Consider the following 15,370-nt stretch of genomic DNA (forward strand, 5'->3'; position numbering starts at 1 on the left):
GGCACGTCATGTACGTTGCGGCGCGGGCGGTGCCGGTTCACGTGCGCCGGTCGTGGCTCCGGAACCGGTGCGTGCCGCGGGAGGTGGGGTGCCCGCACGGTCAGGTGGCGGGCGGCGGGTCGGTGTGGCGGCGCATCGCGGTGACGCCCCAGGCGAGCAGGGCGGCGGCGGCGAGCAGGGCCCAGACGGTGGTGGACAGCAGCGGGGCGAGGACCCGGGTGATCGGGCTGGTGATCAGGCCCTCGGGCCCGGTGAGGACGCCGAGCAGCCAGAACCCGCCGCCGGCCACGGCGCCGGCCACGGGACCGCTGCGGACGGAGAGCGCGAGCGCGAGGGAGCCCGCCAGGAGGGACTGGCCGAGCCAGCCGGTGACGACCGTCCACCAGCCGGATCCGCTGACGAGCAGTGAGGAGGAGGCGGCGAGGGCGAGGTCGATGCCCAGGACGGCGGTGAGCCGGGCCAGGAGGACGCTGGTGGGCGAGACCGGGGTGGTGTGCAGGAGCTCGTGTCTGGGGTCGCGGCGGGGCGAACCGGCGGCGAGCGCGCCGGCCAGGACGAGGAGGACGACCACCGCGGTGTAGAGGCGGGTGCCGGGACCGCCTCCGGGCTGGACGGCGGCGGCGGCCGCGGCGGCCACCAGGGCGACGGCGCTGGCCGGGGCCCAGAGCCGGGGCATCAGGACGGCCTGGCGGACGACGAGCTGCCAGGCGGTGCGCCAGGGGCGGGCGAGGGGCGGGCGGCGCGCGGGATTGGCCGATTCGGTCGGGTGGGTGCGGGGCCCGCGCTCGGGCGCGGCGGCGCCGAGGAGCGGCCCGAGGAGGGCGTCGAAGGACGGCGGGGCGATGTCGTGCTCGGCGGCCCCGGCGCGCAGCACGGTGCCGACCCGGTGCCAGAGGGCCTGGCGGGAGCGGCAGTCCTGGCAGGCCGCCAGGTGCCGGCGGTCGCGGTCGTCCGCGGGCCCGTCGACGGGCATGACCGACAGAACGTCGTCGGTGAGGTGGTGAGTCATCGTCGTCCCGTTGTTCCTTCCAGCCGCGTGGCGGCGAGGATCGCGCCCAGCCGCCTGCGGGCGTGGGACATCCGGCTCTTGACGGTACCGACCGGGATGTCGAGCACGGCGGCCACTTCGGGGTAGGGCAGTTCGTCGACCAGGACCAGGTCGAGCACCTCGCGCAGGTGCCCGGGCAGGGTGTCGACGGCGGTGCGCAGTTCGGTGTGGTCCGCGTCGCGCAGGACCCGGTCCTCGACGCCGCCGCCGGGGTCGGCGCGGTCGTGCGCCTCGGTGAGCTCGACGGTCTGCGGGCGCGACCTGCGCAGCTGGTTGTGGGCCTGGCGCCGCGCCACGCCCATCAGCCAGCCGCGCACCGAGGAGTCGCCGCGGAAGCCCCCGGCCGACCGCCACACCGCGAGCCAGGTCTCCTGCAGGATCTCCTCGGCCGTTCCCCGGTCGGAGGTGAGTCTGTGGAGGAGGCGGAGCACGGCGGCGGAATGCCTCTCGTAGAGGGCTCTCAGGGCGGTTTGGTCGCCGCGGGCCACGGCGGCGATCAGCGCTTCGTCCGAACACACACCATGTACGTATCCCGAAGTCGGCGGACGGTTCACACGAGGTGTCGCCCGGCGCGCGTTTTCGGCCTGGCCCGGCCGATCGGCGGGGGTGAACACGCCGGTCAGCGGGTGCCGACCCGCCGGTCGGCGGGGCCGCGGGCGCCGCGGGCGCCGCGGCTGACACGGGACTGCCAGGACTGCCAACCCGGCCGGGATCCGTTGATTGTTCTCGAACCACCATGATTGCGTGATGGTCAGATCGCGATCTGGGAACTCCCGTTCGAATCCATTTCGAATCCACGAAGGAGGCGCCATGGGCATCAACGGCACCGTGTCGCAGCAGGACACCGACCTGTTCGACCTGGACCTCGAGATCGGCGTCGAGAAGTCCGTCGCCGGCCCGGCCATCACCAGCGTGTCGTGGTGCACCCCGGGCTGCACCAGCGAGGGCGGCGGCTCCGGCTGCAGCCACTGCTGCTGACACCGCACCGCCCCGGAGGCCGGACACCCGGCCTCCGGGGCCACCCCGCACCGCCCGACCCGACCACCCGACGGAGGGAGCACCCGTGGCGGAGCAGCCCCGCCCCACCCTGTTCGCAGCCGAGGACGTCTTCCTGCTCCGCGCACCGCTGGCCACCGGCCCGAGCGCGCTGCCCCTCCCCGCCGACGGCCCCGGCGACCCGCACGCCTGCGCGCGGCTCCTCGCCGCCGCGGCCGCCGACCCGCTCCTCGACGAGGCCATCACCCTCGCCTCACCCAGCCTGGGCGCGCTCCTGCGGCGCGTCGCCGAGTCCGGGCCCGACGGCGTCCGCACCGGCCAGCTGCGCCGCGCAGCGCTCGCCGTCCTGCGCTACGACCTGCGGATGCGCACCCGACCCACGCCGTTCGGCCTCTTCGCCGGCGTGGCGCTCGGCCGCTTCGACGTCGCCGCGAAGTACCAGCGCGGCGCCGCGCACCGCACCCGCACCCACGCCGACCTCCAGTGGCTCACCCGGATCGGCCACCGGCTGGAGGCCGACCCGGCCGTCCTCGCCTCCCTCACCGTCCAGGCCCACCAGGCACTGACCGCCCGCGGCGACCGGTTCCTGCTGGCCGCCTCCTCCACCAGGGGGCTGCGGCCGGGCGACGACGGCGAGGCCCGCGCCACGGTCTCGGTCCGCCGCAGCGCCGTCGTCGAGTTCTGCGTCGAACAGGCCCGGGAACCGCTGCCCTGCGCGGAGCTGGCCGAGCGGATCGCCGCGGCCTTCCCCGGAGCCCCCGGGGAGCGCGTCCGCCGGCTGCTCGCCGACCTGGTCGCCCAGGAGATCCTCATCACCGGGCTGCGCCCGCCGCTCGACGGCGGTGACCCGCTGCACCACGTCCTCGACCGGCTCGCCCTCGTCTCCGGCGCCGGCGAGGAGACCGTCGGCATCCTGGAGCAACTGCGCGAGCTCGACCGCGCCCGCCGCGACTACGACGCCGTCCCGCCCGGCGAGGGCCGTGCGCAGCTGACCGCCCTCCTCGCCGCCGCCCGCAGGACCGAACCCGACGACACCCCGCTGCACATCGACACCCGCCTCGACGCCGAACTCCGGCTGCCGGCCGACGTCCGCGCCACGGTGGAGCGCGCCGCCGACGTGATGTGGAGCCTCTCCCGCCCGAAGCTCGGCCTCTTCGCCCTGCGCGACTACCACCGCCGGTTCCTGGACGTCTACGGCACGGACCGGCTGGTCCCGGTCCTGGACCTGCTCGACGCCGCCACCGGCCTCGGCGCGCCCGGCGGCTACGGCTGGCCCAACAGCGAGACGCCGCCCGTCCCGCCCGCCGACTTCCGCACCCCGCGCCGCGACCGGGCCATGGCCCGGCTGGCCGCCGCCGCCCAGCGCGAGCGCGTCCGCGAGGTGGTGCTCACCGACGACGACCTCGCCGAGCTGCGCCACGGCCCGGCCGACGAGGCCGAACTGCCCAACTCCTGCGAGATCACCGTCCAGGTGACCGCCCCGGGCACCGCCGCCCTGGACCGCGGGGAGTACCTGGTCCACCTCTCCCCCTCGCCCGGCTCCCACCGGGCCGGCGCCACCTTCGCCCGCTTCGCGGACCTCGACCCGGACTGGGCCGCGCCGTTCGCCGCCCTGCACCGGGACGGCCCCGTCCACGTCGAGGGCGCCGTCCCCGTCGACCTGGCCTTCCGCACCCGCTCCGGCCGCGCCGCGAACCTCGCCCACACCCGGCCCGCCACCGGCCGCCGCATCGCCGTCGGCCTGCCCGACCTGCCGGCCGGCGAGGTCGAGGAGCTGCGGATCGCCGACATCGCCGTCGGCGCCACCCTGGAGCGCCTCACCGCCGTCCACCTGCCGACCGGGCGCGAACTCGTGCCCGTCCTCGGCAACATGGTCAGCGCCCCGGCCCAGGCCCCCAACCCCGTCCGGCTGCTCTGGGAGATCGGGCTCGAGGGCCAGCGCCTCTGGGAGCCGTGGAACTGGGGGCCGCTCGCCGACGCGCCGTTCGTGCCGAGGATCCGGTACGGCCGCTTCGTCCTCGCCTGCGCCGTCTGGCGCCTCGACGGTCTGCGCGACCACGCCGAGCGCGGCCGGCGGGCGGGGCGTCCGACGGCCGGCTGGGACGAGGCCGTGCACGAGTGGCGGACGGCCTGGGACGTACCGCGCCAGGTGCTGGCCGTCACCACCGACCAGCGACTGCCGCTCGACCTCGACGACCCCTGGCACCGCGCGCTCCTGCTCGACCAGGTGCTGCGCCACCCCGACCTGATCGCCCAGGAGGTCCCCGGCGCGGACGAGGGCTGGACCGATGGCGAACTCGCCGGCCACACAACCGAGTTGGTCGTGCCCCTGGTCCGCCGCCGAACCGCCCCCGCCACCCGCCGCTACACCGGGCACCACCAGCCGCGGCGCACCGTGCACGGCCTGGGCGACGAATGGCTCTACCTCAAACTGCACGGCTCCGCGCGCACCCAGGACGACCTGGTCCGCGACCGGCTCCCCGACCTCGTCGACCTGGCCCGCCAGCACGGCGCCGACCGCTGGTTCTTCATCCGCTACACCGACGAGGCCGGCCGCCACCTGCGCGTGCGCCTGCACCACCCCGACCCCGCACGGCTCTGGGGCACCGCCGCACCCGCCGTCGGACGGCTCCTCACCGCCTGGCAGCAGGGCGGCCTGCTGCGCGGACACACCGTCGCCGAGTACGACCCGGAGACCGAACGCTACGGCGGCCCCGCCGCCCGGCGACTCGTCGAGGACGTCTTCCGCCACGACAGCGAGGCCGCCGTCGAACTGCTCCGGCTCGTCCGCGGCCCCGCCGCCGACCTCGGCCTCGACGCCCTCGCCGCCGTCTCCTGCGCCGCCCTCGCCCACGCCTTCGGCACCCACGCCGACGGGCCGGACGACGACGCCGCGGCGGCCTGGCTCGGCATGACCGGCAGCCGCCGCGACCTGCCCCCCGACTACCGGGCCCGGCCGGGCCACTGGCGCGCCCTCGTCGACCCCGCCGGGGACTGGCCCGCGCTCACCCGCCACCCCGCCGGGGAGCGGCTGCTCGCCGCCCTGCGACCCCGCGACCTCGCCGTCCGCCGCCTCGCCGACCACGTGCGCGCCGCCGACGGCGCCACTCCGCAGGGCCGCGTCGTCGGCAGCCTCCTCCACATGGTCTGCAACCGGCTGTTCGGCGGCGAGAGCGCCCGGGAGCTCGCCGTCCTCGGCCTCGCCCGGGGCGCCGTCCAGGACAACCTCAACCGCCGGAGGCACCAGCCGTGACCACCGCAGCACTCGACGCCCCCGCGGCCGTCGCCCTCGTCGCCGCCCGGCTCGCCGACCCGGCGCACACCGCCGCCGTGGCCTCCCGGGACGACAACCGCGACCCCGTCTACGGCCACGTCATGTGGGGCCCGCTCACCCTCGCCAACGGACTGCCCGGCGTCGCCCTCCTGTACGGCGAACTCGCCCGCACCGACGAGGACGCGCGCGCCACCGCCCACCGCCACCTCACCGCCGCCGCCCGGGCCATGCCCGACGCGCCGGGCCACGGCCTCTACTCCGGGCCCGCCGCCCTCCTCGCCGCCGCCCAGACCTGCGCCGGACCGCAAGGCCACTACGCCCTCCTGCGCCGCCGCCTCGCCGCCTGGCTCGCCGAGGACCAGCTCCGCCGGCTCGAAGCCTTCGACGCCCGCCACGCCACCGGCGCCCGGGGCGTCGACTGGGCCTCCTACGACCTCGTCAACGGCATCGCCGGGACGACCCGGCTGCTCCTCGACAGCGCCGCCTCCCCCGACGAACGCTCCCCCGAGGTCGACCACGCCCTCGACGCCTCCCTGCGCCACCTCGCCCGCCTCACCGAACCCGTCCGGGTCGACGGGCGGGAGCTCCCCGGCTGGTGGGTCCCCGCCGAACTCCAGCCCACCGACCGCGACCGCCGCACCTACCCGCGCGGCGACCTCAACCTCGGCCTCGCGCACGGCATCGCCGGCCCCCTCGCCGTCCTCACCGCCGCCCACCGCGCCGGCCACGACGACCCCGCCCTCGGCACGGCGATCCACCGCATCGCCGACTGGCTGCTCGGCTGGCAACTCCAGGACGACGCCGGACCCTACTGGCCCGCCCGCGTCGGCGTGGACGACGAACTCGCGCCCCGCCGCCCCGAAACCCTGTTCACCCGCACCGCCTGGTGTTACGGCACTCCCGGAGTCGCCGCGGCGCTCTTCCAGGCCGGCCGGGAACTCGACCGACCCGCCTGGCGCAGCACCGCGATCACCGCGCTGCGCGCAGCGCTGCGCCGCGACGAGAGCCGCTGGGCCATCGAGGGCGCCACCGTCTGCCACGGCTACGCCGGCCTCCTGCGGATCACCGCCCGGCTCGCCGCGGCCGACGGCGACCCCGACCTGCTCGCCGGCTGCGCGCGGCTCACCGCCAAGGTCCTCGAACTGGCCGACGACCGGGCTCCGTTCGGGTTCCGGCACCTGATGCGCTTCCCCGCCGCACTGCGCTCGCCCGTGCCGCACCGCGCCGTCGACACCGCCGGGATGCTCGAAGGCGCCGCCGGGGTCGCCCTGAGCCTGCTCCCGGTCCGCACGCAGGACCCGCTCCCGTGGGACCGCACGCTGGGGCTGGCATGACCGGCGCCGAACCCGCCTTCGAGATCGGTGACCTGACCGTCCGCCACGGCGGCGTCACCGCCGTCGACGGCGTCACCCTCGCCTCCCCGCCCGGCCGCATCACCGCCCTGCTCGGGCCCAACGGCGCCGGCAAGTCCAGCCTCCTCACCGCCCTGTCCACCGCGGCCCGCCCCACCTCGGGCACGATCCGCGTCTTCGGGCACGACGTCAGCCGCGCCCCGGCCGCCGCCCGCCGCCGCCTCGGCGTCGTCTTCCAGGAACGCACCCTCGACAAGGAGCTCTCCGTCGAGCGCAACCTCTGGTTCCACGCCCGCCTCTACGGCATGACCCGGGACGACGCCCGCGCCCGCATCCGGCTCCTCCTCGACCTGCTCGACCTCGCCGACCGCCGCCGCCAGCCCGTCGAACAGCTCTCCGGCGGCCTCGCCCGGCGCGTCGAGATCGCCCGCGCCCTGCTGCACCGCCCCGGCCTGATCATCCTCGACGAGCCCACCAACGGCCTCGACCCCACCGCCCGCGCCGGCGTCTGGGCCGACCTCGCCCGGCTGCGCGACCACCTCGGCGTCACCGTCCTGTTCGCCACCCACTACATGGACGAGGCCGAGTACGCCGACGAACTGGTGATCCTCCGCCGCGGCCGCATCGCCCGCCAGGGCAGCGCCGCCCGGCTCAAGGCCGGACTCGACTCGGCCCGCATCGTGGTCGCCAGCGCCGACCAGGACAGCGCCGCCGCCCAGCTGCGCGCCGCCGGCTTCGAACCGCTGAGCGGCCCGGACGGCCTCGCCGTCCACTGCCCCGACCCCGGCGCGCTCATCGCCGACGTCGCCCGCGCGCTGGACGTCCCCGGCCTGACCCTGACCACCCGCCAGCCCTCCGTGAACGACGTCTACCTGGCCGCCGCCGGCCGGCACCGGGAGGACCAGCCCACGCCATGACCACCACCACCACCGACCACGCCACGCCCACCGCTCCGGCCCCCGACGCCGCCGTCCTTCCCGCCGCCGACGCCCCGCCGCCGCAGCAGGCCGTCCGCACCGCACTGCGCGCCATCGGCGTGATCGCCCACCGCGACCTGCTCCGCCAGTTGCGCCGCCCCGGCATCCTGGTCAGCCAGGCCGTGCAGATCCTCTTCTTCGTCCTGGTCTACGCCGTCGGCTTCGACAGCATGATCCCCTCCGCCGGCGGACTGCCGTTCAGCGCGTACGTGTTCCCCGGGATCATCGCGATCCAGGTGGTCTCCATCGGGATGGCCTCCGGCCAGACCTACGCGTGGGACCGCGAGTACGGCGTCCTGCGCGAACTCCTCGTCGCCCCCGTGCCGCGCGTCTGCCTGCCCCTCGGCAAGGTCGTCGCGGGCGCCGGGCTGGTCACCGCCCAGAGCGCCGCGATGCTGGCCTTCGCCCCGCTCACCGGCATCCCGCTGACCGCCGCCCGCTTCGCCGGGGCGCTCGCCTGCTACGCCCTGACCGCCGTCGTCTTCAGCGTCCTCGGCCTCACCCTCGCCACCGTCATCACCCGCGTGCAGACCCTCCAGGCCAGCGTCCAGCTGGCCATGTTCCCGATGCTGTTCCTCTCCGGATCGGTCTTCAGCGCCGCCGACGCCCCCGGCTGGCTCGGCCGGCTCATGCACCTCAACCCCATGACCTACGCCGTCGACGCCACCCGGCAGATCCTGCTCGGCGCCCCGGGACTGCACGCACTGTCGACCGACCTCGCCGCGCTCGGCGCGCTCCTGGCCGCGGCCCTCGTCACGCTGCGCCTGCGGAGCGGCCGGTGACCGCCGCGCCGCACACCGCCCACTGGCCACCGCTGCCCGGCCACGCCACGCCCACCGGCCCCGGCAGCACAGCCGCCGGGCCCGATCCCGACACCGCGGCCCGCCGGGTCCTGGCCGGTGCGCTGCGCTGGATCGAGGACCACCTCGCCTGGTTCTCCCCCGACGCCTGGGAACGCCACCTGCCACCCCGCCCGTTCCGGCCCGGCCCCCTGCTCGAACTCCTCGGCCTGCTACGGGTCCTGCACCGCGAGGGCATCACCGGCCTGGACGAACCGCTCCCCCGCAAGGCCCTCGATCTCGCCGAACACGTCGCGGGCGAACCGGACTTCGACCGGCGGCTGCGCCGGGGGGACGCCTACTTCCCGTACCACCTCGACCTCGTCGCCCTCCTCGAACAGCTCGGCCGCCCGCAACCCCGGCTGCGCCGCGCCTGCCGGGCCCTGCTGGCCGCCGACGCCGGCGCACACGCCCGCCCCTACCGGCCGGTGCTCGGCCGGATCGAGCTGCGCCACTTCGTCGACCGCGCCGGCCTCACCCCGCCCGCCCGGCTGCCCACCGTCGACGCCCTGTTCGGCCAGAGCATCGCCGCCCACGGCCCGGACGTGCTCCAGCTCGACGAGAGCGAGACCTACGCCCTCACCCACGCCCTCTTCTACGCCACCGACTTCGGCCGGAGGCCGCCGCCGCTGGACCGGGCCGGGTGGGAGCGGCTACGGGAGGCCGTCCTCGTCCTGACCGGCGTCCACCTCGCCCGCGGCAACCTCGACCTGCTGGCGGAACTCCTGCTCTGCGCGGGTCTGCTGAACCGCGGGGACGAGCCCCACCCGCCCACGGCCCGGCAGGGCTGGCAACTGCTGGCCCGCGCCCAGCGGCCGGACGGCGCCCTGCCGAGCCCGGTGCACCGCCCCGACGCCGCCGCCCGGCTGGCGGGTGACGCGGAGCGGAGCGCAGCGTACCTGTTCGGGACCTGCTACCACACCACCACCGCGGCGGCCCTGGCCGCAGCCGTCCACCGCCCCGCCCGGCTCTCCGCCCGCTCCCCGTGCGCGCCGCTGCCACCGGCCTCGCCCGAGGCCGTCCGGCAGTGGGCCCGTACGGCGGCCGACGGCGACCCCGCCCACCTCGGCCCCCTGCTCGTCCTCGCCGTCCAGGCCCGGGACGCCGAAACCCTCACCGCCCTGCTCGCCGCCGCCCACGAGCGCGGCCAGGCGGACCACCCGCTCGTCGTCCGCGCGGCGGCGCTCCTCGCCTGCTGGACCTGACGGGGCGACGGCCCCGGGCTCGGGGCGCTCCGGGGCCGTCGGATGGCACCGCGTCAGGCGGAGGTGGCGGCGGCGAAGCGGACCGAGACGTCCTGCCAGTTGACGACGTCCCACAGGCGGGTCACGTAGTCGGGGCGGACGTTGCGGTACTGCAGGTAGTAGGCGTGCTCCCAGGCGTCGAAGGCCAGCAGCGGCGTGGTGCCCTGGCCCACGTTGCCGTGGTGGTCGTAGACCTGCTCGACGATCAGGCGCTTGCCGAGCGGCTCCCACGAGAGGATGCCCCAGCCCGAGCCCTGCACGCCCGTGGTGGCGTTCGTCAGCTGCTTCTTGAACGCCTCGAAGCTGCCGAAGTGCTCGGTGATCGCGTCGGCCAGCTCGCCGTCGGGGCGGTCGCCGCCCTCCGGGGAGAGGTTCTGCCAGAACAGCGAGTGCAGGACGTGGCCGGACAGGTGGAAGGCGAACGTCTTCTGCAGGCCGACCAGGCCGGCGAACTGCTCCTTGTCGCGCGCCTCGGCCAGCTGCTCCAGGGTGTCGTTCGCGCCCTTCACGTACGCGGCGTGGTGCTTGGAGTGGTGCAGCTCCAGGATCTCGGCCGACATCGCCCGCTCCAGCGCGGAGTAGTCGTACGGCAGGTCGGGAAGCGAGTAGGTGCCCAACGGGTCCTTCTTTCACGAGTTGACGATCGTGCCGGGACAACACTATTGCGTATCACTTGCAGGAGCGATCAATGAGCTCCTGCTTATTCCCGACGATACGTCGGGCACCATCGGGCCGTACGCGTCAGGAGCGAGGCGGGCGAGGGACCATGACGGTCGGCCCTGCACCGGGCCGCCCCGGACGCTCCGGGGCACGGGGCCTCCCGCCACTGCCGGACGGCTCGGACGATGTCCCGGCCGATCCGGTCGAGGAGCGTGGCGGCGCCGTCCATCCGGGCGCCGGCCGGGGTGGCGGGGCCGAGCAGGTCGGCGCCCTCGCGGGCGACCCCGGCGAGCATCGCGTTGCGTTCGGCGCTGGCCAGCAGGGCGCGGTACCAGACGTCGCCGTCGATGACGTACCGCGTCCGGCGCCGGTGCTCGTCGCGCTCGCGGCGGACCAGCGCCTGGCCCTCCAGGTAGGCCGTCGCCTTGGAGACGGAGGCCGGGCTGACCCGCAGGCGGTCGGCGAGCTCGCCCGCGGTGAGGCTGCCGTCGTCGGTCACGTAGAGGCAGGTGAGCACCCGGGCCACCATCCGGGGCATGCCGACGTGCACGAGCAGCTCGGCCATCCGTTCGGCGAACTCGCGCACGGCGACCGGACACGGGTACTCCCGCCTGGCCGACCCCCATCCGGACGCCCCCGTCCACGACGTGACGGAGCTGAGCCCGACCTGGGGCTGGGCCTCCGGCGACATGATCTCCACCGTCGGCGACCTGAACACGTACTTCACCGCCCTGCTGGGCGGCCGCCTGCTGCCGCCGGCCCAGCAGAAGGAGATGTTCACGGTGATCCCGACGCCGCCGAAGGCGTGGATCCCCGACACGGCGTACGGCCTGGGCGTGAACTCGATCGACCTGTCCTGCACCACGGTGTGGGGCATGGGCGGCGCCATCAACGGCTCGTGGACCTACACCTACGGCAGCCGGGACGGCCGCCACCTGCTCTCCACCCACGTCAACGGCGACTGGGCCAACGGGACCTGGAAGAACGGCGCCTCCCCGATCGGCGTGTTCACCGACGAACTGGAGGCGGAGTTCTGCCCCGCCGGCGCGGACTCCTGAGCGGTGGGTCAGCGCGCCGTCGGTGGGTGGAGGGCCAGGAGGGACGGGACCGTGGCGGGCGCGGCCAGGCGCAGGAGGCCGTGGCCGATGCCGGCCAGGCCCACCATCAGGGAGGGGCTGTGCACGCCGTGGGGGAGGCCGCAGGTCCAGCCCCGGGTGTCGAGGTCGTCCAGGGCCGCGCGCGCCGCGCCGTGCCAGGGGCGGCCCGCCAGGTGGAGGGGCTCCAGGTTGCCGAGGTCGCCGTGGCAGAGGGACGCGTTGAGGCCGAAGCCCTCCTGTTGCACGGTGTCCAGGGCCGTGTCGCGCTCCTTCGCGAGCAACTCGGCTCCGTCCGGCACGAGTTCGGCGAGCTCGATCCGGGCGAGGGCGATGCCGGAGGCGCCGTGGCACCACAGGACCGGGAAGGAGGGCACGTCGGGGCCGCCGTCCTCGCGGACGTCGCGCCAGTTGGCGGCGGCCGGGTCGAACAGGGTGCGCTCGTAGTCCAGTGCGGCGAGGGCCAGCCGGGACAGGCGGGAGTCGCCCAGGCGGCGCCCCGCCCTCGCCAGCGCCCACGCGATGCCGGACGCGCCGTGGGCGAACCCGGCGAGCGGGCGGGCGGCCACGCCCGCGAGGGAGGCGGGGAGCCAGCCGACGCCGCCCGCGGGATCGACGGCCGCGGCCTCCGCGAGGCGGGCGGCACAGGCGGCGAGGGCGGCGGTCACGGCCGGGCCGGGGCGGACGGCGTCCCAGGCCAGGAGGCCCCCGATGGTGCCGGCGTTGCCCGCCAGGAGGTCGTGCTGGACGTCCTCGGCGGCGGTGGCGGTGATGCGGTCGGTCATCTGCCGGGCCAGGGAGTCCAGTTCGTCGTCCGGGTGGTCGGCGGCGAGGTGCGCGAGGGCGTACAGCACGCCGCCGGTGCCTGCGAGGCCGCCGCCGAGGCGGTCGGCGCGGCGGCGGACCTGGCGGCGCAGCGTCCGTTCGGCGGCCCGGGCCGCCTCGCGGTGGGAGCGGTCCCCGGTGACGGTGGCGAGCTGGTGGAGGAAGAGGGCGATGCCGGCCGTGCCGCTGTAGAGGTCGGGGCCGAGCTCGGCGGGCGCCCAGCGGCCGGGCGGGGTCCAGTTGGGGCCGGCCCAGGCGAGGTCGGCGCTGCCCCGGTGGGCCTCGCGGAGCAGGTGCTCGCCGGCCTCGACGGCCTTGGCGAGGGCGCGGGCGGCGAGGTCGTCCGCCGCCCCGGCCGGTGCGGCGGGCCGTGCGGGCGCCGGTGCCCGGCGCGGCTCGCGGGCGCCGTCGGCCGTCGTCACGGACAGCCGCAGGAGCTGGAGTTGGCGCTCGAGGTCCTCCTCGCCGAGACCGTCCGCCTTCGCGAGGGCGAGGTCGAGCGCGGGCCGGTCCGCGACGCCCGGGAGCACCGCGCCGGTCGAGGAGCGGGCGTCGACGCCGTCGGGGCGGATGGTGAACACCGGTACGTCGCCGCGCCACAGGTCGGCGCGCTCGTGCTCGACGAAGGCGAGGGCGTGCTCCTCCCAGGCGGCGAGGGCCCAGAGCCGGTCGAGGTGGCGGTCCTGGTCGAGGGCGTCCCGTAGGAGGTCGGGGTGGCAGGCGGTGTTGAGGAGGCTGCGGTACTCGTAGGTGTCGCGGCGCAGCAGGCGGGTCTCGTCGCCTGCGAACGCTTGTATCAGGAAACGGAGTCGGTCCTTCTCGGCGGAGAGGATCCGGTAGGCCTCGGTGAACCCGGCCTCCAACTCGCCGAGGTGGTCGGCGAGTCGCAGTGGCCGGTCGGCCGGGACGGGTCGGCTGCCGGGGGCCTCGATCGCCAACCGCCGGTATTCGAGCTTCAGTTCGTCCGTCCCCTCACCGACGAGGACGGGCGCCGCGCGGGGCGGGAGGGTGGACGGGTCCCAGCCGAGGGCGGAGAGGTCGGTGCCGCCGTTGCCCTCGTCCCACATGCGTTCGGGCAGCAGGCCGGAGCGCAGCACCGAGTGGCGGGCGTGGTGGCGGGCGAGGCGCTCGGACTCGGAGAGGTCCTTGGCGGGCTCGTGCAGGTCGGGGTGGAGCAGGGCCTCCAGGTCGATGAGCACGGGCTGGTCGCGGACGGCGAGCAGGTTCTGCGCGTGGCAGTCGACGGCGTCCAGGACGTACATGAGGGCGGCGAGCGTGCCGGCGCGGTGGTAGAACGCGCTCAGCTCGGCTTCGTCGCGGGCCGGTTCGGCGGTGACGTGGGCGACCCAGCCGTAGCCGTCGCGGGCCAGGTGGGCGAGGTCGTGCAGGGGCAGCCGGAGCCGGGGGTTGAGCCAGCGCAGGACCTGCTGGAAGTGGGTCTCGGCGCCGAGCGGGCGGGGCTTGTAGACGATCCGGGTGCCGTGCTCGAAGCGCAGGGAGCTGACGGTGGCGCCGCCGCGGTGCGGATCGCCGAGGCCGGTGACGAGTTCGGTGAGGCGGCCGAGCGGGCGGCCGTCGGCGAAGGTGGCGCGGATCGCGGGCAGGTCGGCGGCGAGGCGGCCGAACAGGGTGCGGCCGGTGGCGGTCCACTGCTCGGCGGCCGTCGTCAACCGGTGCGCCAGGACGGGGTGTTCGGCGAGTAGCCGCAGCGCGCGGTCGGGCCGGGTGAGGCGGTCGAGGAAGCCGCGGTAGCGCTCCTCGGGGGTGTCGCCGGTCAACTCGCCGCTGAGGCGGGCGACGTGGAGCTCGGTGATGACCGTGCGGACGGCCATGCCGTGGACGGCGGCGGTGAGCGCGGGCAGGACGAGGGCGGTCAACTCCTCGGGGGTGCCGAGGGCGGGGACGTCCAGATCGGCGACGGCGGCGCGCAGGCGGTCGCGGGCGTCCGCCAGCAGGGGCGCGACGAGCCGGGCGAAGGCGTGGTCCTCGGGGACGTCGAGGGTGGCGGGTGTCGTGAAGGCGGCGGCGAGGCGCTCGGCCCACGGGAGGGGCCCGAGGCGGTCGGCGAGGGCGTCCGGGTGCTCGGCGAGCAGGGCGTGCAGGGCGTCGGGGTCGAGGCCGTCGGCGGCGAGGCGGCGCTCGAACCAGCCGTCGCGGTCGAACGGCGCCTGGGCGCGCCAGCGCTCCAGCTTGCGCGCGGCGCGTTCGGTGCGCTCGGCGAGCTCCGCCGTCCCGTCGTTCCCGGCCCGTGCGGTGCCGGGCACCGGGCCGCGGGCGTCGAGCGGGACGGCGCGGGCGGCGGCCCGCAGGAGTTCGGTCGCGTCAACCACGGGTCGGGCCGCCCTTCTCGCTGTGTCTCTCACTGCCTCGTCGCTTCCCGAGGCGGGTGGCGCCCCGGCGTGGGGGCGGGGCGCCACCCGGCGGACCGGTCACGGGCTGCGCCGCTCGGGCAACTCGACGCACACTCAAGGGTGTTGAGTCGCGGTGCAGCCTGGCCGTCCGCCTCGCGGGCCGGGGGCACCGGGGCCGTGGGGTGCCCGGTGCCGTGGCCCGGCCACGGTCGAACCGCCGTACGGCGACGCGGACGCGGCGCGGGCCCCGGCGGTGCGGCCGGGCCCCGCGCCGGCCGCGGCCCCGGCCCACGGGCTCCGGAGAGCCGCGGGATCCGGGTGCGCCGGCTCCGGGGACCGCGCGGTCCCCGGAGGGATCAGAAACTGCAGACGCGGCCGCAGCTCGACCAGCCGCCGCAGGTGCCCGACTGGACCGCGGCGGTCACGTACAGCTCGTCCGCGAGCTCGCCGGCCGGGTGGACCTGGTGGCCCTGGCCGAGGGTGAGCCGGAAGTCCTCGTCCTTGAGCGCGCGAACCTGCTCAGCCGTGGGCAGCATGTTGCCTCCTCCAAGCGATGGGGTCTGGCACGGGCGTGCCGGGTCCGGATCCTGGCAGCGGCTCACGTGTCACACCAGGGGCGTGTGCCCCACCCGACACAATTCCGGCCACCATCGAAATAAGGGCCGGACCCGTGCCCGGCACCCGTTCCCCCAGGCCATGACAGGCCCCTT

Annotated in this window: 13 protein-coding genes; 7 read left to right on the top strand and 6 right to left on the bottom strand. The window is 76.2% G+C overall.

Going from position 1 to position 15,370, the window contains the following annotated elements:
* Positions 1-100: 100 nt before the first annotated feature.
* Positions 101-1,009, bottom strand: coding sequence for a hypothetical protein (locus PUR71_RS26420; protein ID WP_329929610.1), 909 nt, complete (start codon positions 1,007-1,009; stop codon positions 101-103).
* Positions 1,006-1,566, bottom strand: a complete 561-nt coding sequence (locus PUR71_RS26425) for an RNA polymerase sigma factor (protein ID WP_329929611.1) — start codon at positions 1,564-1,566, stop codon at positions 1,006-1,008. The genes PUR71_RS26420 and PUR71_RS26425 overlap by 4 nt, the downstream gene beginning before the upstream one ends.
* Positions 1,567-1,858: 292 nt before the next feature.
* Between PUR71_RS26425 and PUR71_RS26430 the strand changes: the two genes are divergently transcribed.
* The 6 genes from PUR71_RS26430 to PUR71_RS26455 all read left to right on the top strand — a co-directional run bounded on the left by PUR71_RS26430 (position 1,859) and on the right by PUR71_RS26455 (position 9,691).
* Positions 1,859-2,026 (top strand): gallidermin/nisin family lantibiotic, encoded by a 168-nt coding sequence (locus PUR71_RS26430; protein WP_329929612.1) that lies wholly within the window; start codon positions 1,859-1,861, stop codon positions 2,024-2,026.
* A gap of 85 nt (positions 2,027-2,111) precedes the next feature.
* Positions 2,112-5,297, top strand: a complete 3,186-nt coding sequence (locus tag PUR71_RS26435; protein WP_329929613.1) for a lantibiotic dehydratase — start codon at positions 2,112-2,114, stop codon at positions 5,295-5,297.
* Positions 5,294-6,652: a lanthionine synthetase C family protein gene (locus PUR71_RS26440; protein ID WP_329929614.1), complete on the top strand. Its 1,359-nt coding sequence runs from the start codon at positions 5,294-5,296 to the stop codon at positions 6,650-6,652. The genes PUR71_RS26435 and PUR71_RS26440 overlap by 4 nt, the downstream gene beginning before the upstream one ends.
* The gene (locus PUR71_RS26445) at positions 6,649-7,587 is read left to right on the top strand and encodes an ABC transporter ATP-binding protein (protein ID WP_329929615.1); all 939 of its coding nucleotides are present in this window, start codon (positions 6,649-6,651) and stop codon (positions 7,585-7,587) included. The genes PUR71_RS26440 and PUR71_RS26445 overlap by 4 nt, the downstream gene beginning before the upstream one ends.
* Positions 7,584-8,429, top strand: coding sequence for an ABC transporter permease (locus PUR71_RS26450; protein WP_329929616.1), 846 nt, complete (start codon positions 7,584-7,586; stop codon positions 8,427-8,429). Before PUR71_RS26445 ends, PUR71_RS26450 begins: the two co-directional genes overlap by 4 nt.
* Positions 8,426-9,691 (top strand): DUF6895 family protein, encoded by a 1,266-nt coding sequence (locus PUR71_RS26455; RefSeq protein WP_329929617.1) that lies wholly within the window; start codon positions 8,426-8,428, stop codon positions 9,689-9,691. The genes PUR71_RS26450 and PUR71_RS26455 overlap by 4 nt, the downstream gene beginning before the upstream one ends.
* 53 nt (positions 9,692-9,744) lie before the next feature.
* Here PUR71_RS26455 and PUR71_RS26460 read toward each other — a convergent pair whose 3' ends face one another.
* Together PUR71_RS26460 and PUR71_RS26465 are read right to left on the bottom strand one after the other, a co-directional pair.
* The gene (locus PUR71_RS26460) at positions 9,745-10,347 is read right to left on the bottom strand and encodes a superoxide dismutase (RefSeq protein WP_329929618.1); all 603 of its coding nucleotides are present in this window, start codon (positions 10,345-10,347) and stop codon (positions 9,745-9,747) included.
* A gap of 83 nt (positions 10,348-10,430) precedes the next feature.
* On the bottom strand, positions 10,431-10,955 hold the full coding sequence (locus PUR71_RS26465; protein WP_329929619.1) for a GbsR/MarR family transcriptional regulator: 525 nt from the start codon (positions 10,953-10,955) through the stop codon (positions 10,431-10,433).
* On the opposite strand from PUR71_RS26465, the gene PUR71_RS26470 reads away from it, so the two are divergent.
* On the top strand, positions 10,927-11,448 hold the full coding sequence (locus PUR71_RS26470) for a hypothetical protein (protein WP_329929620.1): 522 nt from the start codon (positions 10,927-10,929) through the stop codon (positions 11,446-11,448). The two genes, PUR71_RS26465 and PUR71_RS26470, sit on opposite strands and share 29 nt — an antisense overlap.
* An 8-nt stretch (positions 11,449-11,456) precedes the next feature.
* Here the strand turns inward: PUR71_RS26470 and PUR71_RS26475 are convergent, their stop codons facing one another.
* Both PUR71_RS26475 and PUR71_RS26480 read right to left on the bottom strand, forming a co-directional pair.
* Complete coding sequence (locus PUR71_RS26475; protein ID WP_329929621.1) at positions 11,457-14,639, bottom strand: type 2 lanthipeptide synthetase LanM family protein; 3,183 nt, start codon at positions 14,637-14,639, stop codon at positions 11,457-11,459.
* A gap of 377 nt (positions 14,640-15,016) precedes the next feature.
* Positions 15,017-15,196 carry a hypothetical protein gene (locus tag PUR71_RS26480; RefSeq protein WP_329929622.1) on the bottom strand — a complete coding sequence of 60 codons (180 nt, stop codon included), beginning with the start codon at positions 15,194-15,196 and terminating at the stop codon, positions 15,017-15,019.
* Positions 15,197-15,370 lie beyond the last annotated feature (174 nt).

The sequence above is a fragment of the Streptomyces sp. SP17BM10 genome, assembly GCF_036322405.1.
Classification (GTDB): Bacteria; Actinomycetota; Actinomycetes; order Streptomycetales; family Streptomycetaceae; genus Kitasatospora.